Below are 21,642 nucleotides of genomic sequence, written 5' to 3' on the forward strand. Positions count from 1 at the left end.
TCAGACCCGGGCCATCGCGGCGGCGTCGGTGCTCCCGACCAGGGCCGGGCGCGACCGCAGGTAGACGGCCCAGGTGACGCCGATGCACAGGACGTAGAAGACCAGGAAGCTCCAGAACGCGGGCGTGCCGGACTGGACCGTCATGAACGACTGGCGGAAGGCGAGGTTGATGAACAGCCCGCTCAGCGCGCCGACCGCGCCGGCGATGCCGATGACGGCGCCGGACAGCCGTCGCGCGGTGTTGAAGGAGGTCTCACGGTCCGCGCCCCCGGCGATCGCGACGCGGGCCCGGCCGGTGAAGATCGCCGGGATCATCTTGTAGGTCGACCCGTTGCCGACACCGGAAAGCGTGAACAGGGCGATGAAGCCGATCGTGAACAGCGTCAGCGACTCGATCCCCGAGGCGAAGATGATCACCAGGGTGGCGACGGCCATGCCGACGAAGTTCCACAGGGTGACCATGGCGCCGCCGAACCGGTCGGCGAGCTTGCCGCCGTAGGGCCGGATCAGCGACCCGATGAGCGGGCCGATGAAGGTGACCGCGGCGGCCTGCAGCGGGGTCCGGTCGAACTGGTTCTGCAGGACCAGGCCGAAGGCGAACGAGTAGCCGATGAACGACCCGAACGTCCCGATGTAGAGGAACGACATGATCCAGGTCTGGCGGTCGCGGCAGGCCTCGGTGAAGGCGCCGGTGTCGTTGGACATCGCGGCGATGTTGTCCATCCGCTTCCAGGCGAGGAACGCCGAGATGACGATGAACGGCAGGTAGATCGCCAGCAGCACCCGCGGGTAGCCCGCACCGAGGGTGGCGATGACGAGCAGGCCGAGCAGCTGCGCGACCGGCACGCCGAGGTTTCCGCCGCCCGCGTTGAGGCCCAGCGCCCAGCCCTTCTCCTTCTCCGGGAAGAACGCGTTGATGTTCGCCATCGAGGACGCGAAGTTCCCGCCGCCGACACCGGCGACCGCGGCGACGACCAGCAGCGTCGTGTACGACACGCCCGGCTCCAGCACCACCATCGCCAGGATCGTGGGCACGATCAGCAGCGACGCCGCGAAGATCGTCCAGTTGCGGCCGCCGAAGCGGGCGACGGCGAAGGTGTAGGGCAGCCGCAGGATCGACCCGACCAGCGTCGGCACCGCGACCAGGAAGAACTTCTGCGCCGCGCTGAACCCGTACTCCGGCCCCATGAACAGCACGAGGACCGACCAGATCGTCCAGATCGAGAAGCCGATGTGCTCGGAGAAGATCGACTGCCAGAGGTTGCGACGGGCGATGGCCGAGCCGGTCCGCTGCCAGAACCCCTCGTCCTCGGGGTCCCAGTGGTCGATCCAACGGCCGCCGATGCGGCGCCCCGGGGTGGAGGTGGTGGTCACGGATCGGTCTCCTGATCGCCGGCGGTCACGTCGTCGACGACGCTAGGGAGCCCCAGTTTCCGACGGGTGGCCCCACGTGACACCCCCGCAACGCTTATCTCACACGGGAGCCGCGACGGCTGTGAGCCGCCTCAGCGCATCGGGACGCGGAGCGGGGCATCGCAGAACGCGCCGCCCACCCGGTGGTGCACCGGGTCGGCCGGGTCCGGCGAGGGGCCGTCGAGCAGGTCCGCGGCGTGGACCTCGGCGTCGTCGCGCGGGTGGTAACCGATCGCGGCGCCCTCCTCGAGCGACCACCAGCGACGGGTGTTGGCCGACACGCCCCACACGACGTGGTGCCCTCGGGTGCCCGGGTCGACCGCCGCCTCGACCAGGCGGGCGGCGTCGTCCGGGGACAGCCAGGTCGCGAGCATCCGGGCGTTCGACGGCCGCGGGAAGCAGCTGCCGATCCGCGCGGAGACCACGGTCAGGCCGAACCGCTCGTGGTAGAGCCTGCCCAGCCCCTCCATCGCGTGCTTGGACCAGCCGTAGTAGGTGTCCGGGGCGTGCCCGACGGTCGCCGGCAGCGGGACGCCGTCGTCGCGGGTGCGGAAGCCCACGGCGTGGTTGCTGGAGGCGAGCACGACGGTTCGCACCCCCGCGGCGACCGCCGCGTCGAGCACGGTGCGGGTCCCCTCGACGTTGACGGCGAGGATGTCGTCCCAGCCCGCCTCACCGCTGATCCCGGCGAGATGGACGACGGCGTCGGCCCCGTCGGTCGCGGCCGCGACCGCGTCCCGGTCGGTCACCGAGCCGGTGCGGACCTGCTCGCCGGGTCCGGCCTGCAGCTCCGCGGTGTCGAACAGGCGCAGGGTCCGGCCGTCGCGGGCCAGCCGGGCACGCAGCAGCGTCCCCATGTTCCCCGCGGCTCCGGTGAGCAGCAGCGTGCCGGGAGCGGACACCTCAGAGCCGGCGGCTGACCAGGCTCGCGACCCGCTCGATCCCGGCCAGCGACTCGGCCGTCGCGTCCGGGTGCTGGGCGTGCAGGGCCAGCCGGTAGAGCACCGCGCGCAGCAGCGACTGCGGCCACTCGGGCAGCTCCGACCAGCGCTCGACCAGCTCCTCGTCGGCGCCGCCCCAGGCCACCGCGTCGACGACGACGACCGCCGCCGCCCACTCCGCGGGCCGCCAGAACGGCACGAGGTCGAGTACCGCGGGCCGCCCCGTCGGGTCGAACAACATGGCGCCGAACAGCTCGCCGTGCACGACCTGCGGCGTCAGCCGGATCGTGCGGCGGTGCGCGGCGAGCTCGGCGAACAGCCGGCCGCCGGTCTCGGGGTGCAGATCCAGCCGGCGCTCGCCGAACGCGGCGGCGGCAGACCGGGACAACAGGTCGTCGCGGTCGTCGAGCAGGCGCGGGCGCAGCACGGTCGCGGTGGCGGCGTGCAGGCGCAGCGAGGCGGCGACGACCTCGTCGTGCCGGGGCTCGGGGACGCCGGGCACGTGCCGGGACGCGGCCCAGCCGCCCACGACCCACCGGCCGTCCGAGCTGCGGACGGGGCGGGCGAGGCGGACACCGTCGACCTCGAGGTTCTCCAGGACCGTCGCCGACCAGGCGGCGACGACGTGGTCGGACACCGGCCGCAGCAGCACCTCCCCGCACTGCCAGGCCCGCTGGCCCGCCCACACGACGGGACGGGGGGACGTCTCACGCACCCCGAAGGCGGTGCGGACGTGCTCGGGCAGGATGCTCGCGGCCGGCGCGGTGGCGAGCGTGCGGGCAGCGGTCACAGCGGGGACGGTACCCGCGCCACCGGCTCACGTTCGTCACGCCACGCCCGAACCGCGCGTCGCGCCACGACCGATCGGGTGAACGGCGGGCCGATCGGGGCTCCCGCACCCACGACCAGCGTGGCCGGCTCCGTGCGGAGCCGGCCACTGGAGACACCCCACTACCAGGAGCTGCCGCCGCCGGAACCCGACCCGGAGTCCGAGCCGGAGTCCGAGCCGGAGTCCGAGTCCGAGCTGGATCCCGAGCCCGAGGACGACGAGGACGACGAGGACGACGAGGACGACGAGGAGGAGCGGGAGTCGTCCGAGCCGCTGCTCCGCGAGGACTCCCCACGCGACGAACCCGAATCCGACGAACCCGAATCCGACGACAAGTCCCACGACCCCGAGTCCGACGAGGACGAGCCGGACGACCGCGACCCCGAGGACCCGGAGTCCGACGACCGGGACCCCGACGAGCCCGAGTCCGACGACCGGGACGACCGCGAGCCGGAACCGTCCGAGGAACTGTCAGACGAGCTGCCCGAGGAGCTGCGCGAGGACTGGCTGGAGCCGGCCCCCTCCGACCCGCCCCCGGAGCGCGAACCGGAGGACCCGGTGCGCTCGGCCATCTGCTCGGCCGCCTGCCGGTCGGCCTCCGCCAGCACCGGCGCGGCCGCCTCCGGTCCCAGGGCGGACTCGACGTAGGACCCGGCCACGGCGGTGACGATGCCGCCGGAGCCGCCGGAGCCGCCGGACCCCTGCGCCCCCGAGCCGGACCGCTCCGTGCCGGCCCCCTCCGACGGCGCGACCGACGAGGGAGCGCTGAGCACGGGCGCGCGCAGGGTGGTCTCCGGCGAGGCGGCCGCGGGCGCGGCGGGTTCCTCCCGCGGAGCGGGGGTGGACGGGCGGGGGGGCGTCGTCGGAGGAGCTGGAAGCGGAGTCGCCGCCGGAGCGAGCGCCTGCCCCGGGGCCGCCGGACCCCTTCCCGGTCAGCCCGCTCGCGACGTCGTCGACGCCCTTGCCCACCGACTCGGCGGCGTCCCCGACACCCCGTGCGGCGGCGCCGACGCCGTCGCCGAGCTTCTTCACCGGCCCGTCGGACGACGCCGGTGCGACCTCGGCCCGGTTCGCCTTCTTCCCCGCGTCGGAACCGGCACCGGAACCAGCGCCCGAACCAGCGCCGTCCCCGGGGCTCGGCGCGCCGCCGGCCAGGTTGGCGACGCCGTCGGCGGCACGGGACACGGCACCGCCCAGCTTCTCCCCCGGCCCCGCGTCCCGGCCGGCTGCGCTGCCCGGGCCACGGGCCGAAGCACCCTCCGGCCCCTCGGCGCGCGGCCGGGTCTCGTCCAACGGGCCCCGCGGGTCGGGCGGCCCGGCGGTACCGACGTCGGCGCGCTCGCGGTCCCCGCCGGTCTCCCGGCCACCGGCCAGGACCTCGGGGTTACGGCGCACGCCGGACGGCTCCGGGGGCGCGGGGTCATCACCGCGGGCGAGGGCCAGCACGTCGTCGGAGACCTTCTCGGTCTCGTCGCCGTCGCCGGGCAGGGGGGCGGTGCGGGCCCGGTCGATGCCGTCGTCGATGGCGGCCAGCCGCTCCGCACAGGCGTCGCGGTTGCGGGCACGCAGGTCACGCTGCTCCTCGAGCGACGTGGCCGCGGCCATCTGATCGGGGGTCCGACGGGTGGCGGGCGGCAGGGCGGCGACGATCCGGTCCATCTCGGCGAGCTGCTGCTCGGCGGCGGCCAGCGCGTCCACGGCGTCCTGCCGGGAGCTGTAGACCTGCAGCTGGGACTGCAGGGCGGCACGCTGCTGGAGCAGGGTGTCGCGCTGCTGCTGCAGCTTGGCGACCGCGACCGGGGTGCGCTCCGTCTCGTGCACGGACGCCTGCCAGGTCCGTTCGCTCGCGTTGAGCGTCCCGAGCTTGTCGTCGAGGGCCGCCAGCGCGATCCGGGCCTGCCCGGCCCACTGGTCGGCCGTGCGGTCCTGCGGCGCCGGGGTCCCGGTCACCGACGGCGAGGTCGCCAGCGCGTATCCGCCGAGGAGCACGGCCGTCGCGCCGATCAGGGCCAGCGTGCGCCGGTGCCGCAGCGGGCTGCGCGGGACCCGCAACGGTCCGGGGCGGTCCGGGCCCGACGACGCGGCCGGGCGCGCCGCGACGAGCCGGGTCGCCGTCCGCTGGGCGGGCACTGCGGGCTCGTCGACCTCGACGGCCTCGGGCTCGCGCAGCCACGGCAGCGTCTCGGCGAGCTGCTGGTCCCCCGCCGCCTGCGCCGCGGCCCGGCGGGCCTGGCGGGCCGCCAGCCGGTGAGCGGCCGAGCAGTAGCGCCGCTGTGGGCGGTCTCCGGACACGTCTCCGGTGGGCTCCAACGGTGCGTCGCACCCCTGTAGGGCGCATGTGCGCAACGAGTGGTCCACCGAGCGTCCTCCCGATCCTGGCGATCGCGTGCATCCCCATGTCGCGGCGATCGGTGGGAATGTTTCGCCCAACGGGCGAACAGCAGGGTCGAACGGGTCATGTTCACTCGGACGGTCGCGCGCGATCGATGAGCGGTCACCCTGTGCCACATCGGGAACCACGACGGCCGCCGTCCCGGGTGTACCGGTGACGGCGGCCGTCGGTGTAGTGCGGAGCGGGTCGGACCGTGGTCAGTAGGTGGGCTGCGACGGGTCGATCTGCTTGACCCAGGACAGCACCCCGCCGCCGACGTGGACGGCGTCGCGGAACCCGGCCTTCTGCAGCGCGGCGAGGGCCTCGGCGGACCGGCCACCGGACTTGCAGTGCAGCACGACCGGCTTGTCCTGGGCGATCTCCGAGAGCGCGGCACCGGACAGGATCCGGTCCTTCGGGATCAGGACCGAGCCCGGGATCCGCACGATCTCGTACTCGTGCGGCTCGCGGACGTCGATGAGCTGGAAGTCCTTGCCCGCGTCGATCATCTGCTTGAGCTCGCCGACGGTGATCGTGCTGCCGGCGGCCGCGTCCTGGGCCTCCTGCGTCACGGTGCCGCAGAACGCGTCGTAGTCGATCAGCTCGGTGATCTTCGGCGTCTCCGGGTCCTTGCGGATCTTCACCTGACGCCAGGTGGTCTCCAGCGCGTCGTAGATCACCAGGCGGCCGAGCAGCGGCTCACCGATGCCGGTGAGCAGCTTGATCGCCTCGTTGACCATGATCGAGCCGATCGAGGCGCAGAGCACGCCCAGCACGCCGCCCTCGGCGCAGGACGGGACCATCCCGGGCGGCGGCGGCTCGGGGTAGAGGTCGCGGTAGTTGAGGCCCTGCCCGTTCGGGGCGTCCTCCCAGAAGACCGAGGCCTGGCCCTCGAATCGGAAGATCGAGCCCCAGACGTAGGGCTTGCCGAGCAGCACCGCGGCGTCGTTCACCAGGTACCGGGTGGCGAAGTTGTCGGTGCCGTCCAGGATCAGGTCGTAGTCCCGGAAGACGTCCAGCACGTTCTCGCTGGTGAGGCGCTCGTTGTGCAGGCGGACGTCGACGAAGGGGTTGACCTCGCGGATCGAGTCGCGGGCCGACTCGGCCTTCGGGCGGCCCACGTCGGACTGCCCGTGGATGACCTGACGCTGCAGGTTCGACTCGTCGACGACGTCGAACTCGACGATGCCGAGGGTCCCGACACCGGCGGCGGCCAGGTACAGCAGAGCGGGCGAGCCGAGGCCGCCCGCGCCGACGACCAGCACCTTCGCGTTCTTCAGGCGCTTCTGCCCGTCCATCCCGACGTCGGGAATGATGAGGTGGCGGCTGTACCGCTCCACCTCCTCCTTGGTGAGCTCGGCTGCCGGCTCCACCAGTGGCGGTAGCGCCATCTCGTCCACTCCTCGCGGGTTGCGTGCGGGTCTCAGGGCGTCTCAACGCGCCACGTGCGCGTCATCTTCCCGCACCGGCTCCGACCGGCACCGCGTCCCACAGCGCGGCGACGGCGTCGGCCACCGCCGCGGGTCGCTCGATCTGCGCGACGTGCCCGGCGCGGGGCAGCACCAGCAGCCGCGCCCCGGGCAGCGTGGCGGCCGTCCGCGCGGCCAGCCGCGGGGACACGATGCGGTCCTGCTCCCCCCACACCACCAGCGACGGCACCCGCACCCGGGCCATCCGGCGCCAGATCTCGCGCCCGGCCCACAGCCCGAGGAGACCGCGGGTGGCGCCGTCGGTCGCCGCGCCGGCCCAGGGCAGCGTCGCGCGGTGCTCGTGCTCGGAGATCAGCTCCTCGAGCCGGCGGGTGGAGCCGCGCTGCGGGTCGGCGAAGCAGACCTTCACGATCCGCTCGGCCCGGGCACGCAGCGGCTCCTGCGCCAGCGCGCGGCGCGCGCCGCGCCCGAGCAGCGGCACCATGGCCAGCGCCATCCGCGGGTCCGACAGCCGTCGCGGGTCGGGGCGCCGGTCCGGTACCGCGGGCGAGACCAGGGTGAGGCTGCGGACGAGCTCGGGACGGCGGGCCGCCACCGTCGTCGCGATCACGCCGCCGAGGGAGTTGCCGACCAGGTGCACCGGACGGTCGCGCCCGGCCAGCCAGCACAGGAGCGCGTCCGCCATGCCGTCCGGCCCGAAGTCGGCGACGGCGGTCGGCTCGGACAGCCCGAACCCGGGCAGGTCGACCGACAGGCCGGCGGCCCGCGGCGCGAGGAGCCCGGCGAGGTCGGTCCAGTTCGTGGCCGACCCGGTGAGACCGTGGACGTAGACGGCATCGGCGTCGGCGGAGCCGGGGGTCTCGCGCACGTGCAGGGTGACCCCGCCGGAGGTGACCGCGCGGCCCGGCCACGGCGGGCGTTCCGCCGAGGCACCCGGGGACGTCCCGACACCCGGCGCCGGCACCGGGGCGGGCACGGTGACGGGCGAGTGAACGGACATCGACGGGGCGGCGACCATTCGACCAGCATGACGTGTCGCGCACGTCACTCGCCGTGCCGGGTGACGCCCGTCTCGCTGTGATCACCGTCCGCGTCCGGCGCTCCACGGAGCGCAACGTGACGACCCCCCGGACGTTGTACCCCGTGGACGACGCGACGGAGGAGGTGGGCATGGGGCGGATCGGCGGATCGGCCGCGGCCCGGCTCGCCGGGTTCGGCGCCGCGTCGGTGCTGGTGTTCACCGCGGCCTGGACGGCGGGCGGCGCGGTGGGCAGCGGGGTGGGCGGCGCCCCGGAGACCCCGACCGCCGGTGCACCGGGCGACGCCGACCCCGGTGACGTGCGCGGCGACGGCGGTGTCCTCGCCGCCGGTCTGGCCACCGGGGACGCGACGACCGGCGTGGGAGGTGTGCTCACCACCGCGGCCGGCTACACCCTGACCCCGGTCGGGATCGTCTACCCGTGGCGCGAGCCGACCGAGGTCGCCTTCACCGTGACCGGCTCCGACGGCGCCCCGGTGACCCGGTTCGACACCCCCTCCGACGGCTCGGGGGTCATGGACGTCGCCGTGCTGCGCCGCGACGTCGCCGGCTACCAACGGCTGCGCGCCACCCAGGGTCCCGACGGCGTGTGGCGGGCACCCGTGCGGTTCCCCGGCCAGGGCGTCTGGCGGCTCTACGCCGGGTTCACCCCGACCGGCGGCCCGCACCTCGACCTCGGGGCCGACCTGCACGTCCCCGGTACCTACGGCGCCTTCACCTTCCCGGCCGAGAACCGGGCGGGGCTCTGCGGGGGCAGCGACCAGCAGGTCCGCCTCGACGGCGCCCTGGTCCCCGGCGGGGAGTCCCGGCTGTTCGCGACCGTCGGGCGCGACGGCACCCCGGTCACCGACCTCGAGCCCGTCGACGGCGGCGCGTTCGGCAGGATGACCGCGGTCCGCCAGGGCGACCTGGCCCGGTTCCCCGTCCGCCCCGAGATCACCGGCGCGGCCGCCACCGACCGCTCCGGGCCCGGGGTGGCGTTCGCGGTGTCGGTCCCCGCTCCGGGCAGCTACCGACTGTTCCTCGACTACCGCTCCGGCGGTGTGCTGCGGTCGTGCGAGTTCACGCTCCCGACCGCGCCGGGGAGCTGACGGCGGTTGCGTCCGGTCCTGCGGGACGCCGCGCGGGCGGTGGCGGCCCTGCTCGCCCTGCTGCTGCCGCTCGCCGGCCCGGCACTGGCCGGCGCGGCGTGGGCCCCGCACTGCGCGGCGGTGGCCCTGCTGGTCGCCCTCGCCGTCGTCGCGACGACGGGGGGCCCCGGCCTGCGCGTCGCCGCCCGCGGCCTGCAGGAGGGCACGGTGACCGCCGAGACCGGCGTCGCGGCGGCCGTGCTCGCCGCGCTGGGGTGGTCGGCGGCGGTGCAGGCCGTCGCGGCGGTCTCGCCCGCGGGCCCGGTCCCGGTCCCGGTCCCGACCGACCTGCTCGCAGGGCCCGTCCTGCTTCCCGGGGTCGCCGCGGTGCTGACCGTCGTCGCGGCGGCGGTGCAGCGCACCGGGCGCCCACCCGGCCCGCACGGCGGGGACACCCGGGCGGACGCCGACGAGGTCCGCGCGGGCCTGCGCACCGTCGCGGACCGGTGGAGTGCCCTGCTCACCCCGCCCGCCGCGCTGATCGCGGTCGCGGTGACCGCGTTCGCGGCGGGCACCGGCACCCCGTGGCCGGCCGCGGTCCCGGCCGGTATCGCGGTCCTGGTCGGGGCCTGCCCGCTGCCGCTGCTGGCCGCGCTGCCGGCGGCGCTGCGGGCCGCGGACCGGGCGGGCGGCGACGCGGTGCGGCTGCCGGCGCCGTGGCCCGCCCGTCGTGATCCGGTGGGCTGGACCGGGTCCGCCGGCGGCCCGGGGCTCGCGGGCCGGGTGGACACCGTCGCGCTGGCCGGGCCGGACGTGCTGACCGGCACCGCCCCCGGGACGGTCACCGTGCACGCGGGGCGAGGCGAGGATCCGGTGCTGGTGCTGCGACTGGCCGCGGCGGTCGCCGCGAGTGCGCGGCCCGGCTCGGACCTGCGCGCGGCGGCGCGGGCGCTGGCCGCGGCCGTCGACGGCCCGGTGCCCGACGTCGCCGAGGCCGACGAGCAGCCCGGCCTCGGGGTGTCCGGCCTGGTGGCCGAGCTGCGGGACCCCGGCCCGGAGGACGGCGGCACGACCGCGACGGTCGTCGCGCACGCGGTGCTGCTCGGCAGCCCGGACTGGCTGGCCGAGCACGGGATCCGGGTGCCACCGCCGTTGTCGGTGGAGCGGGAGCGGGCGGTCGCCGAGGGCCGGGCGGTCCTGGTCGTCGCCTGGGACGGGTGCGCCCACGCCGTGCTCGCGCTGCCCCGGGCGCCGCACCCCGAGGCCCGGCCGGGGGTGTCGGAGCTGGTGGCGTCCGGGGTCACACCGGTCCTGCTCACCCCCGACGACGACGGCGCCGCCCGCGCCCTCGCCGCGGCGGCCGGTCTCGACCCGGCCGACCCCGACGCCGTCCGCCCGGGGCTGGACCCGACGGCACGGGCCGCGGCCGTCGCCGGGCTGCGGGTGCGGGGCCGCACGGTCGCGGTGGCGGGCGACCCGACCACCGACGAGGCCGCGCTGGCCGCCGCCGACCTGGCGGTGGAGCTGGTCCCCTGGCCCACCGCCGAGGGCACCGGGACCGGCACAGGGGCCGGGGCCACCGAGCACCCGGACGACGCTCCGGACGCGCGTCCGGACCCGGTCGTCGCGCCCGCGCACGGGTCGGAGAGGATCTGCGCCCGTGGCGGTCCCACCGAGGTGGCCGCCGCCCTGCTGATCGCCCGCCGAGCGCGGGCCCGGGCCCGCTCGTACGTCCGTGCGGCCGTGGTGCTCGCCGTCGCCGGCGTGGTCCTCGCCGTGCTGGGGACACCCGCGGTCGTGGTGGCCGCCGTGCCGGTCCTGGGTGCGCTCGGGCTCGCCGTACGGGGACCGCACCGCCGATCGTGAGAGGTTGTCACCCTTCTGCGGCGACACCCGTTCACGGATCGTTCGTCAACGCGGTTACCTGCTAGTAGGGTTATCCCACGACGGTGAGAGGTAGGGGGCCCATGACCGGAACCGCCACGCCACGGGGCGCACGACTGTCCCGCGGCGCGCGTCGCGCCCAGCTGCTGCTGGCCGCCCGCGACGTGTTCGCCGACCAGGGCTACCACGCCGCCGCGATGGACGACATCGCCGAGCGGGCGGGCGTCTCCAAGCCCGTGCTGTACCAGCACTTCCCCGGGAAGCTGGAGCTGTACCAGGCGCTGCTCACGACCTACGCCGAGGAGCTCGTCGAGCGGGTCTCCAACGCGATCGAGCGGACCGAGCACAACAAGGAGCGGGTGCAGGCCGCCGTCGCGGCATACTTCGACTTCGTCGCCGGCGAGGGCAAGGCCTACCGCCTGGTGTTCGAGTCCGACCTGCGGGGGGACCCGGAGGCCGCGGCGCTGGTGGAGAGCGCGCTGGACCGCTGCATCGACGCGGTCGCCGGCGCGGTCACCGCCGACGCCGGGCTGGACCAGGACCGCGCGCGGCTGCTCGCCGTCGGGCTCGTCGGGCTGAGCCAGGTCGGCGCCCAGTTCTGGCTGGACTCCGACCAGCGGGTCCCGCGCGACGAGGCGGTGGCGCTCATGGCGTCGCTGGCGTGGCGCGGCATCGCCGGGTTCCCGAAGCAGGGCCTCGACCAGATCTGACGCCCCGCCACCGACGGCAGGGCGGGCGGGCGGGCGGCTCAGGCCACCTGCTCCGCCGCGGCCCGGCGCACCAGCGCGGCGATCCGGCCGGTGACGCCGCCGACCCGCTCGACCGGGAGCATGTGCCCGGCGCCGGGGAACACGGTCAGCTCGGCGCGAGGCAGGCTGCGGTGGATCCGTCGGGCGAACCGCGGCGGCGTGAGCCGGTCCCGGGTCCCCACCAGGATCTCCACCTGCAGCGAGGAGAACGCCGCCAGCGCCTCGTCGCGCTCGTGGGTGGTGAGGGTCGGGGTGAAGCCGGAGATCGTCGTCGGACGGCAGTCGGCGATCGCCTCGCAGGTCGCGCGGACGGCGAGCCGGTCCGGCCGGGTGCCGAGCAGCAGCGGCTGCAGACCGGCCCGCAGCAGGGTCGGGTGGGTCGACAGCGACCGGCGCTCCGTCCACAGCGGACTGACGGTCACCTTGTCCTTGCCGGCCAGGAAGAGCTTCGCCGGCAGCCCGGTCATCCCCAGCGTCGCCGCCGCACCGAGGCCGCCACTCGCGGTCGCGACGAGGGCGACGCCGGGGACCCGGGAGGCGACGAGGTCGGGATGGCGCTGGGCCAGCGCCATCGCCGTCATCCCGCCCATCGAGTGCCCCGCGATGACCAGCGGGCCGCTCGGGGCGAGCCGGGTGATCACCTCGGCCATGTCGTCGGCGAGGACGTCGAGGGTCTTGAGCTCGTCGGGGGTGTCGTCCGAGCGGCCGTGCGCGCGGTGGTCGTAGCGGATCACCCGCGGGGCGGGGCCGGCACCGGGCGCGCCGACGGCGAGGGCGTCGGCGACCGGGGCCCAGCAGCGCTCGTCGAGCGTCCAGCCGTGGGCGAGCAGCACCGTGACCGGTGCCGACTCCGGACCCGAGACCCTGGCGAACAGGCCGGTCCCGTCGCGGGTGACGATCCGTGTGCTCATCGCGGGATGCCTCCTCAGATCAGGTGGGCGCGCTTCCACAGGGTCTCCGTCGGGCCGCCGACGATCCCCTGCTCGCGCAGGAACGGCACGAGCTTGCGCGAGGACCAGCGCAGCATCTCGCGGTGGTGCGGGTTGGCCAGCGCCGCCTTCCGCCCGACCGCCGGGGCGATCCCGACGCTGCGGTAGACCTCGGGATGGATGAGGTTGCGGGCCACGACGAACGCGATCCGCGCGGTGAGGTAGCGGGCCCAGACACGTTCCGCGCGATTGGTCCTCGGCATGATCCGCTGGAGCTCCTCCCGGGCGTAGCGGACGTGCCGGGCCTCCTCGGTCACGTGGATCTTGTTGATCATCCGGGACAGCGGCTGGACACGCTCGTCCCGCATCCCCTCGCGCTGGAGCTGGTCGAGGATCTCCTCGACGAACAGGGTGCCGGCGAACATCGCCGGGCCGGTGCCGATGGTCTTCATCAGCCGGCCCTGCTCGTGGGTGAGCCGGCGGGGGGCGTAGTCCGGCACGCCGTAGCGCTCGGTGGCCTTGGCGAACATCATCGAGTGCCGGCACTCGTCGGCGATCTCGACCAGCGCGTACTGGATGTGCGCGCGACGGGGGTCGCGATCGTAGGCGTAACGCAGCAGCATCTGCATGAGGATCATCTCGAACCACAGCCCGATCCGGGCGACGCTGCAGAACTCGTGCACCGACAGCGTGATCCGCTGCTCCTCGGTGAGGCCGTCCCACAGCGGCGTGCCGTAGAGCGACACGCGCTCGGGGACGATGCCGTACCTGCCCTCGACCAGCGGGGCGTCCCAGTCGATGTCGATCGAGGGGTCGTAAGAGGTCGTCACCGAGCTCTTCAGCAGCCGCCGAGCGGTGTCCTCGCGGTCCGCGAGGTGGGCCTTGCTGCCGGTCCGAGCGGGAGCGCTCATCGGTCGCGCCTTCCTGACGAGGGGCCTGCGGTGGCGGGTTCCACACCCGGAACCCTTGCTGTTACCGCCAGTAACAGTTACCACTGGTAACGTGCCCCAGGAGCCGAGGGATGTCAAGCCCGATGCGCGCAGCCGCCGACGGGAGGAACGGCGGACCGAGATGGTCACCGCCGCCGTCGACGCGATCCGCGAACACGGTGCCGGGGTCTCGGTCGCCCAGATCGCCGGCGCGGCCGGCATCACCAAGCCGGTGCTCTACCGGCACTTCGCCGACCGCGCCGACCTGCAGCGCGCCGTCAGCGAGCACGCCGCGGACATGCTGATGCAGCGGATCTACCCGGTGCTGGCGATCGACGCCGAGCCGATCGAGCACGTCGCCGCCGTCATCGACGCCTACCTCGGGATGATCGAGGAGGAGCCCCAGCTGTACCGGTTCGTCGTCGCGAACCCGGCCGAGCCGGTGCCGGGCGCCGAGATCGCGCAGGACGTGCGCGGCCAGATCGGCGCCCTGCTGACCACGCTGTTCGGGGAGCGGCTGCGCGCCCAGGGCCGCGACTCCGGCGGCGCCGAGGCGTGGGCGCACGGGATCATCGGGATGGTCCAGACCGCGGGCGAGTGGTGGCTGGAGCGCCGGACGATGAGCCGTGACGCGCTCACCAACTACCTGTCCGCGCTGATCTGGGGCGGGATCGCCAGCGTCGCCGGGCTCGACTCCCCCACCGCGACCGCCGACATCCTGCGACTGGTCCCCGAGCCACAGGTGCACGAGGGCTCGGTGCAGGACCGGTGAGCGCCGACCACGATCACGATCACGATCACGACGAGGGCTACCGCGGCCCCGCCACCCTGGTGCTGGGCGAGGAGACGGTCGAGGTCGAGGTGCTCCTCGACGCCCGGCACGAGCCCTTCGACGGCAGGCTGCACTGGGCGGGCCGGGTCGCCGCGCACCCCCGTCTCACCGCGCTGCTGGGCAGCCGCGGCGGCACCGCCGAGGTCCGGACGCCCGGGCACACGGCCGTCGGCACGCTGTCCGAGCCGGACGTGTGGGACCGGTTCCGGATCACCGGCACCGGCAGGCCGCCGTTCGCGCTGGACGGGCCGCCCCCGCCGGAGACCGACTGACCGGCACCCCTCCCCCGGACACGCGTCGGGCCCGGCCCCGCGGACGGGACCGGGCCCGGACGGCTCCGTGGCGCTCAGCCGCTGAGGCCGAACCCCACCCGGCGCTCCTCGGCCGGGCTGATCTCCACGTAGGAGATGCGCGCGACCGGCACGACGTAGCGACGGCCCTCGTCGTCGGTGAGGTCCAGCAGCCCGTCGTCGGACTTCATCGCCCCGCTCACGAGCTGGGCCACCTCGTCCGGCGTGCGGTCGCTGGACACCACGAGCTCCCGCGGAGTCTCCGCGATGCCGATCTTGACCTTCACCGGTGGTCCTCCCGATCCGTCACTTCCGACTCTTGCCGGCGCCAGGCTAGTCGAGATCGGCCCGGGCATCGCCGGCCGCGGCTCAGGACAGCCCGAGCCTGCCCATCCGGCGGCCGTGCGCGGTCTGCACCGTGCGGATGAGCCCGGCGACACCGCCCTTCTCCCCCGACCCCAGCACGATGAACTCGGCCAGCTCGTCGCGTTCGGCGACGACCCGCTGGGCGTGGGTGACCGCCTCGCCGAGCAGCCGCCGCCCCCAGAGCGCCAGCCGGTCGCGCTGGGCCGGGTTGACCGCGCAGGCGGCCTGCACCTCGCGCTCGGCGAAGGCGGAGTGCCCGGTGTCGGCGAGCACCCTCTGCACCAGGTCGCCGGTGCCGGGGTCCACCCAGCCCGCGACCTCACGGTAGAAGTCGGCGCCCAGCCCGTCGCCGAGGTAGGCCTTGACCAGCGACTCCAGCCAGCTGCGCGGGGCGGTCGAGGCGTGGTAGCTGTCGATCAGCGCGACGAACGGCGCCATCGCGTCCGCGACGGTGATCCCGCTGCGGCCCAGGTGGTCCTCGATCAGGCGGAAGTGGCCGATCTCGGCGGCCGCCATCATCGACAGCTGCGCGCGGCCGGCCAGCGTCGACGCGGCCCGGGCGTCCTCGGCGAGCCGGTCGAACGCCGACAGCTCGCCGTAGGCCAGCACGCCGAGCAGCTCCACGGTCGCGGCCGTCGGCGCGTCGCCTCCAGTGGTCATGGACGCCACCCTAACCGGGCCGTACCGGCCGGCCGGGCGGCCAGCGACGGCCGTCGCGACCACGGCGCGAGGCAACTCACCCCACCGGCGACGGCCGCGCCGTCGTGTTCGGGCGCCGTGGCGGGTACCATGCGGTCAGCGCGTCACCGGATTTCGGGCTCATGGGACTCCACGGGGACGCGCCCACCGCGCGGGGACCGGGTAACGGGACGAGCGGCCGACCCGGCCGAGCACGTCTCACCGGGACCCGCACCCGTACTGGTGCGCGCAGCGCCTCGGCTGCTCTCCCGCCCGGACCGTCCCGACGGCCCGGGGCCGGTCGACGAGCCACGCCACGGCTCCTGTGCGCGGAGAGAGGCGATCACACTGTCCCGAAGCGACAGCACCGACACCCCCGAGGCCGACCCGGGCTTCCTGCCCACCGGCATCACCCCCAGCGAGACCCCGCTCGGCGTGACCAACCCCGGCGGCGAGAAGCTCCCCCCGACCTTCGCCGAGCTCGGCGTCCGGCCCGAGATCGTCTCCGCGCTCGCGGAGAACGACATCGTACGCACGTTCGCGATCCAGGAGCTCACCCTCCCGCTGGCGCTCGCCGGCGAGGACGTCATCGGCCAGGCACGCACCGGCACCGGCAAGACGCTGGGCTTCGGCGTCCCGCTGCTGCAGCGGATCACCCCGCCCGGTGAGCGCCCCGCCGCCACCGCCGAGGGCGAGGCCGCCGACCGCACCAAGGACGTCCCGCAGGCGCTCGTCGTCGTCCCGACCCGCGAGCTGTGCGTGCAGGTCGCCCGGGACATCGCCGCCGCGGGCAAGAACCTGGGCGTGCGCGTCGTCGCCATCTACGGCGGCAGGGCCTACGAGCCGCAGCTGGAGGCCCTGCGCAAGGGCGTCGACGTCATCGTCGGCACCCCGGGCCGGCTGCTCGACCTCGCCGAGCAGCGCCACCTGGTCCTCGGCCGGGTCAAGGCACTCGTCCTGGACGAGGCCGACGAGATGCTGGACCTGGGCTTCCTGCCCGACGTCGAGCGGATCCTGCGCATGCTCCCCGAGGAGCGGCACACGATGCTGTTCTCGGCGACCATGCCGGGCCCGATCGTGCAGCTCTCGCGGGCGTTCCTGACCCGCCCGACGCACATCCGCGCGGAGGAGGCCGACCAGGGCTCCATCCACGAGCGGACCAAGCAGCTGGTCTACCGCGCGCACGCGATGGACAAGGTCGAGCTGGTCACCCGGGCCCTACAGGCCAAGGACCGCGGCCTGACCATGATCTTCACCCGGACCAAGCGGACCGCCCAGCGCGTCGCCGACGACCTCGCCGAGCGCGGCTTCGCCGCCGCGGCGGTGCACGGTGACCTCGGCCAGGGCGCTCGCGAGCAGGCACTGCGCGCGTTCCGCGCGGAGAAGGTCGACGTGCTGGTCGCGACCGACGTCGCGGCCCGCGGCATCGACGTCAGCGGCGTCACGCACGTCATCAACTACCAGTGCCCCGAGGACGCCAAGACCTACGTGCACCGGATCGGCCGCACCGGCCGCGCCGGACGCGAGGGCGTCGCGGTCACGCTGGTGGACTGGGACGAGACCCCGCGCTGGAAGATGATCTCCGACGACCTGTCGCTGGGCATCGACGAGCCGGTCGAGACCTACTCGACCTCGGACCACCTGTTCACCGACCTCGACATCCCGACGACGGCGTCCGGGCGGCTCCCGCTGTCGGCGCGCACCCGCGCCGGGCTCGACGCCGAGTACATCGACTCCGACGGCGACCACCAGGGCGCCCGCAAGCCGCGCGGCAGCCGTCGCGACGGTGGCGGTCGTGACGGTGGTGGCCGTGACGGTGGCAGCCGCGAGGCCGGCCGCAACGGCGACGGCGACGAGGGCGGTCGCCGCCCGCGGCGCAACCGCTCCCGTTCCCGGACCCGGGGCGGCGTCGCGGTCGAGGCGGGTGCCTCGGCCACCGCCGAGGGTGCCGCCGCCGCGGGCTCCACCGAGGGCGCCCCGCAGAACGGGCCGGACGCCGGCGCGTCGACCGAGGGCGGGGCGGCCACACCGCGCCGTCGCCGCCGCCGCGGCGGGTCGCGGCGCGGACCCGGTGGCGGCGAGTCCGCCGACGGGGCCGACGCGGCCGCCAGCTGACACCACGCGTGCTGCGCGGCCGCCCCCTGCGGGACCGGCTCCCGCTCCCGGGCATCCCCGCCGAACGACGACACCGCGGCGACCGACTGGTCGCCGCGGTGCTGGTGCTGCTGCTGGCCGGGGTCGCGGTGCTCTACGCGGTGCAGAGCCCGGCCGCGCACACCGAGTCGGTGACGGCCGCGACCGCACCCACCCCGCCACCACCGGTCGGCCCGGTCCCGGCCGGGTTCACCGAGCTGTGGCGGGCGGCCAGCCCGGACACCCCGGTGCCGCTGGCGGTCGGGGACGGCGTCGTCGTCGCCGAGGGATCGCGGGTCTCCGGACGCGACGCGCGCACCGGCGCCGAGCGCTGGAGCTACGAACGCGACCTCCCGCTGTGCACCACCGGGTTCGCCGACGGTCGCGTGCTCGCGCTCTACCGCAACGACGAGTACTGCTCGGAGCTCTCCACGGTCCAGCCCGACTCCGGCGCGCGGGGACCGGCCAGAACCCTCGACGCCCGGCCCGGCACCCGGTTGATCGGCCAGGACCCGGTGCTCGCGACCGGCCAGGACTACGTCGAGACCTTCCGCTCCGACCTGGTCCGCACCGCCGAGTACGGCACGGTGCGCGCGCTGGAGGAGCCCGGCTCGCAGCCGCGGTCGGGGTGCTCGTTCCGCTCCTTCGCCGCCGCCGAGGACCGCGCCGTGATCCTGGAGCGCTGTCCCGGTGAGCCCTCCGAGCGGTTGACGGTGCTGCGTCCCAGCCGCACCGAGGGCGACCGGCCCGCGTTCGACTCGTCGTCGGTCATCGGGACCGACGGCGCGCAGGTGATCGCCGCGTCGTCCGAGCGCGTCGCCGTCCTGCTGCCGGGCGTCCCCCGCCTGGCCCTCTACGACGGGGGCGGACGCGGCATCGGGGAGTTCCCGGTCGACGCGGGTGCGACGGTCGCCGCCCCCGCCGACGGCGTCGCCCGCACCACCGCCGACGACCGGAACCGCTACTGGTGGACCGGCGGGGCGACCGTCGCGCTGGACACCCGCAGCCTCCAGCCGCGCTGGAGCCTGCCCGGCACCCTCGGCCCCGGCACCCGCTACGGCGACCGGCTGCTCGTGCCCGTCCCCGGCGGGATCGCCGATGTCGACCCGGCCACCGGCGTCGTCGCCCGGACCCTGCCGGTGGACCGCGGCCCGGTGGCCGGACCGGTGCTGCTCGCCGCCCAGGGCGCGCTGCTGGTCGAGCTGCGCGGCAGCGAGCTCGTCGTGCTGGGGCCCGCCGGCTGAGTCTGGGCGACCGCGCTCCCCTACAGGAACCAGCCGAGCCCGAGCACCAGCGACGCCGTCACGATCACCCCGAGCGCGGCGAGCAGCCCGGTGCTATTGCGCCGCCGGTCCGCGACGACCTGGCCCACGACGGCGACGGCCGCCGCCCCCGCGTGCGCGACGATCGCGCCGGTCCCGGGGCCGGGTACCCCGCTGCTCCCGGCCGCCCACTCCACGACGACCAGCCCGACCGCGAGCACCACGAGCCCGCCGGCGAGCACCCCGGCCAGGCCGCGCAGCAGCCGGGCGCCTGCCCCGTCGACGTCGGGTCCGGGGGCACGGCGGCGTGCCCCACGTGCGTTCTCCTCGGCGCGGCGGCGGTCGGCCCGCCGGCCGGGCGGGCGGGCGGCGGGGCGCTCGTCGTCGCGGGGCGGCTCGGCCGCACCGGAGGGCAGACCGCGGCGCGGCACACGACGGGACGCGGGCAGGGCCCCGGTGGGGCGTGGACCGGCCGGGGATCCGACGTCACCGCGCCTGCGGGGCGGGCCGGACGGCGGGACCGGCGGGCGGGGGCCGTAGCCGTCGGGGCCGGGGTGCGGGCGCCCGTGCGACGGCCCGGCCCGGTACGGGGCGGGCGCGCCCGGCGGGCGTGGCGGGATCGGGGGTCGGCCGTGCCGCGGGGGGCCGGGGAACTGCGGGTCAGCGGTCACGGGGCGAGCAGGGCCCACGGTCGCGGCTCCGGCACGGCGGCGCGACCGGGGGCGCAGTGGCGACGGACCGCGCAGGTCCCGCAGTGCGCGCCGGTGCGGACCGGGAAGAGCGTGTCGGCGTCGCCGCCGTCGGCCAGCGCGGTCGTCGCCCCGGCGGTGGCGTCGGCGGATCCGGCGGCCGCGGCCACGTGCCGTTCGAGGGAGGCTTCGTCGTGGGTGTGTACGGCCACGGTTCCGGTCGGCACGTGGTGCAGCTCGACGGTGCGGCAGGGGCGGCGGAACACCGAGGCGGCGGCGACGGCGTAGAGCGCGAGCTGGCGGGACGCGGCGGCGTCGGCCGCGGTCGGCACCCGGCGCCCGGTCTTGAAGTCGACGACGACGGCCTCGCCGTCACGACCGTCGATCCGGTCGACCCGGCCCTCGACCAGCAGCGGCCCGGCGGGGGCCTGTACCCACCGTTCGACCGCGAGCGGCTCGTCCCTCCCGACCGGGCCGTCGACGACGGCGGCCAGCCAGTCCCGGGCACGCTCGCGGTACCGGGCGGCCTGGGCGTCGTCGGCGAACCCCTCACCGGTCCAGTGCCGGTCCACCAGTGCCGCGGCCTGCTCCGGGGTGCGCCGCTCGACGGGCAGGGCCGCCAGCGAGCGCAGCGCCAGGTGCACCACCGCACCGAGCGTGGTGTGGGCGAACCCGCCGCCCCGCGACGGGGCCGGGCGGTCGACGTGCAGCATCCGGTAGCGGCGCGGGCAGGCGTCCCAGGTGTCGAGCCGGGCCGGGGTGACCCGGTGCAGTGCGGTCGCACCGAAGCCGGGGTCGAGCAGGTCCAGACCGAGCTGACCGTCCGGGGCCCCGGTGGCGGGAGCGGTGGTCCGGGCCATGGGCGCCACGGTACTCCCGGACGGTCACCGACCGTCGCTCACTCCCGGCGCCCCACCGTCACGCGGTGGCGCCGGATCAGCCGTGCAGCACGGGGACGCCGGTGGCCCGTTCGGTCAGGGCCGCGTAGACCTCCGGGTCGGTCGTCTCCTGCGCGAGCGGGGTCGTCTTGTTGGTGCCGTGGTAGTCGCTGGAGCCGGTCGCGAGCAGGCCGTGCTCGGCGACGATCCCGCGCAGCAGCTCGCGGTCGACCGGGGCGTGGTTCGGGTGGTCGACCTCGATCCCGCCCAGCCCCCAGCCGATCAGGTCGACGAGCACCGACGGCTCCACGACCACACCACGCGTGCGGGCCAGCGCGTGCGCGAACACCGCGACCCCGCCGGCCGCGACGATCATCTCGACGGCCGTCTCGACCCGGGTGTCGGCACGCGGCACGTAGTAGGGGCCGTCGTTGTGCAGCAGCTCGGCGAAGGCCTCGTCGACCGACCCGACGACGCCGGCCGCGACGAGCGCGCGGGCCAGGTGCGGCCGGCCCGCGCTGCCACCCTCGGGCAGGTGCGCGAACACGGTGTCGACGTCGACCGGGTACCCGTCGGCGGCCATCCGCCCGATCATCGTCTCCAGGCGCTGCACGCGCTCGGCCCGCAGCCGCTCCTGCTCCGCGACGATCGCGGCGTGCTCGGGGTCGAACAGGTAGCCCAGCAGGTGCACCGAGCAGCGCGGCTCGCCCGTGCGGCCGGTCGGGCTCAGGCAGGAGAACTCCGCGCCGCGCACCAGCGCGAGCCCCGGTGTGAGCGCCGCTGCCGCGTCGGCCCACCCACCGGTGGTGTCGTGGTCGGTGATCGCGACGACGTCGAGCCCCGCGGCGCCGGCCGCCCGGACCAGCCCGGCCGGGGAGTCGGTGCCGTCGGACGCTGTGGAGTGGGCGTGCAGGTCGATGACGGACACGT

Annotated in this window: 20 protein-coding genes; 7 read left to right on the forward strand and 13 right to left on the reverse strand. The window is 75.7% G+C overall.

What is annotated here, in order from left to right:
* From XF36_RS20110 to XF36_RS20135, 6 genes are all read right to left on the reverse strand, one after another.
* Positions 1-1,374 (reverse strand): nitrate/nitrite transporter, encoded by a 1,374-nt coding sequence (locus XF36_RS20110; RefSeq protein WP_082375532.1) that lies wholly within the window; start codon positions 1,372-1,374, stop codon positions 1-3.
* A gap of 131 nt (positions 1,375-1,505) precedes the next feature.
* A complete protein-coding gene (locus XF36_RS20115; RefSeq protein WP_060714847.1) occupies positions 1,506-2,270 on the reverse strand; it encodes an NAD-dependent epimerase/dehydratase family protein in 765 nt (254 codons plus the stop codon).
* Positions 2,271-2,316: 46 nt separating this feature from the next.
* Positions 2,317-3,144, reverse strand: a complete 828-nt coding sequence (locus XF36_RS20120; protein WP_082375533.1) for a TIGR02569 family protein — start codon at positions 3,142-3,144, stop codon at positions 2,317-2,319.
* 510 nt (positions 3,145-3,654) lie between these two features.
* Complete coding sequence (locus tag XF36_RS20125) at positions 3,655-5,475, reverse strand: hypothetical protein (protein ID WP_060713157.1); 1,821 nt, start codon at positions 5,473-5,475, stop codon at positions 3,655-3,657.
* Between the two features lie 297 nt (positions 5,476-5,772).
* On the reverse strand, positions 5,773-6,945 hold the full coding sequence (gene moeZ, locus XF36_RS20130) for an adenylyltransferase/sulfurtransferase MoeZ (RefSeq protein WP_060714848.1): 1,173 nt from the start codon (positions 6,943-6,945) through the stop codon (positions 5,773-5,775).
* Between the two features lie 61 nt (positions 6,946-7,006).
* Positions 7,007-8,002 carry an alpha/beta fold hydrolase gene (locus XF36_RS20135; RefSeq protein WP_082375534.1) on the reverse strand — a complete coding sequence of 332 codons (996 nt, stop codon included), beginning with the start codon at positions 8,000-8,002 and terminating at the stop codon, positions 7,007-7,009.
* Between the two features lie 125 nt (positions 8,003-8,127).
* On the opposite strand from XF36_RS20135, the gene XF36_RS20140 reads away from it, so the two are divergent.
* The 3 genes from XF36_RS20140 (at position 8,128) to XF36_RS20150 (ending at position 11,687) form a co-directional block, all read left to right on the forward strand.
* Positions 8,128-9,114 carry a hypothetical protein gene (locus tag XF36_RS20140; RefSeq protein WP_145981431.1) on the forward strand — a complete coding sequence of 329 codons (987 nt, stop codon included), beginning with the start codon at positions 8,128-8,130 and terminating at the stop codon, positions 9,112-9,114.
* A 6-nt stretch (positions 9,115-9,120) separates the two neighbouring features.
* Complete coding sequence (locus XF36_RS20145; protein ID WP_060713159.1) at positions 9,121-10,959, forward strand: HAD family hydrolase; 1,839 nt, start codon at positions 9,121-9,123, stop codon at positions 10,957-10,959.
* A gap of 101 nt (positions 10,960-11,060) precedes the next feature.
* Entirely contained in the window at positions 11,061-11,687 is a 627-nt protein-coding gene (locus tag XF36_RS20150) for a TetR/AcrR family transcriptional regulator (RefSeq protein ID WP_020625908.1), read from the forward strand.
* A gap of 38 nt (positions 11,688-11,725) precedes the next feature.
* Here the strand turns inward: XF36_RS20150 and XF36_RS20155 are convergent, their stop codons facing one another.
* Both XF36_RS20155 and XF36_RS20160 read right to left on the reverse strand, forming a co-directional pair.
* Positions 11,726-12,637, reverse strand: coding sequence for an alpha/beta fold hydrolase (locus tag XF36_RS20155; RefSeq protein WP_060713160.1), 912 nt, complete (start codon positions 12,635-12,637; stop codon positions 11,726-11,728).
* Positions 12,638-12,651: 14 nt separating this feature from the next.
* The gene (locus tag XF36_RS20160) at positions 12,652-13,566 is read right to left on the reverse strand and encodes an AurF N-oxygenase family protein (RefSeq protein WP_060713161.1); all 915 of its coding nucleotides are present in this window, start codon (positions 13,564-13,566) and stop codon (positions 12,652-12,654) included.
* Positions 13,567-13,726: 160 nt separating this feature from the next.
* Here XF36_RS20160 and XF36_RS20165 point away from each other — a divergent pair, with 160 nt between their 5' ends.
* Both XF36_RS20165 and XF36_RS20170 read left to right on the forward strand, forming a co-directional pair.
* Complete coding sequence (locus XF36_RS20165; RefSeq protein WP_060713162.1) at positions 13,727-14,356, forward strand: TetR family transcriptional regulator; 630 nt, start codon at positions 13,727-13,729, stop codon at positions 14,354-14,356.
* A complete protein-coding gene (locus tag XF36_RS20170; RefSeq protein WP_060713163.1) occupies positions 14,353-14,688 on the forward strand; it encodes a DUF4873 domain-containing protein in 336 nt (111 codons plus the stop codon). Before XF36_RS20165 ends, XF36_RS20170 begins: the two co-directional genes overlap by 4 nt.
* 74 nt (positions 14,689-14,762) lie before the next feature.
* Here the strand turns inward: XF36_RS20170 and XF36_RS20175 are convergent, their stop codons facing one another.
* Together XF36_RS20175 and XF36_RS20180 are read right to left on the reverse strand one after the other, a co-directional pair.
* Positions 14,763-14,993, reverse strand: coding sequence for a DUF3107 domain-containing protein (locus XF36_RS20175; protein WP_060713164.1), 231 nt, complete (start codon positions 14,991-14,993; stop codon positions 14,763-14,765).
* A gap of 82 nt (positions 14,994-15,075) precedes the next feature.
* A complete protein-coding gene (locus XF36_RS20180) occupies positions 15,076-15,732 on the reverse strand; it encodes a ferritin-like fold-containing protein (RefSeq protein ID WP_060713165.1) in 657 nt (218 codons plus the stop codon).
* A 258-nt stretch (positions 15,733-15,990) separates the two neighbouring features.
* Between XF36_RS20180 and XF36_RS20185 the strand changes: the two genes are divergently transcribed.
* A complete protein-coding gene (locus XF36_RS20185; RefSeq protein WP_060714850.1) occupies positions 15,991-17,865 on the forward strand; it encodes a DEAD/DEAH box helicase in 1,875 nt (624 codons plus the stop codon).
* A gap of 8 nt (positions 17,866-17,873) precedes the next feature.
* The gene (locus XF36_RS20190; RefSeq protein WP_060713166.1) at positions 17,874-19,127 is read left to right on the forward strand and encodes a PQQ-binding-like beta-propeller repeat protein; all 1,254 of its coding nucleotides are present in this window, start codon (positions 17,874-17,876) and stop codon (positions 19,125-19,127) included.
* Positions 19,128-19,147: 20 nt separating this feature from the next.
* Here XF36_RS20190 and XF36_RS30670 read toward each other — a convergent pair whose 3' ends face one another.
* The 3 genes from XF36_RS30670 to XF36_RS20205 all read right to left on the reverse strand — a co-directional run bounded on the left by XF36_RS30670 (position 19,148) and on the right by XF36_RS20205 (position 21,640).
* A complete protein-coding gene (locus XF36_RS30670; protein WP_060713167.1) occupies positions 19,148-19,816 on the reverse strand; it encodes a hypothetical protein in 669 nt (222 codons plus the stop codon).
* On the reverse strand, positions 19,813-20,694 hold the full coding sequence (locus tag XF36_RS20200; protein WP_082375536.1) for a RecB family exonuclease: 882 nt from the start codon (positions 20,692-20,694) through the stop codon (positions 19,813-19,815). Before XF36_RS20200 ends, XF36_RS30670 begins: the two co-directional genes overlap by 4 nt.
* A gap of 76 nt (positions 20,695-20,770) precedes the next feature.
* On the reverse strand, positions 20,771-21,640 hold the full coding sequence (locus XF36_RS20205; protein ID WP_060713168.1) for a PHP domain-containing protein: 870 nt from the start codon (positions 21,638-21,640) through the stop codon (positions 20,771-20,773).
* Positions 21,641-21,642: the final 2 nt, after the last annotated feature.

It is taken from the genome of Pseudonocardia sp. HH130629-09 (assembly GCF_001294645.1).
Taxonomy (GTDB): Bacteria; Actinomycetota; Actinomycetes; order Mycobacteriales; family Pseudonocardiaceae; genus Pseudonocardia.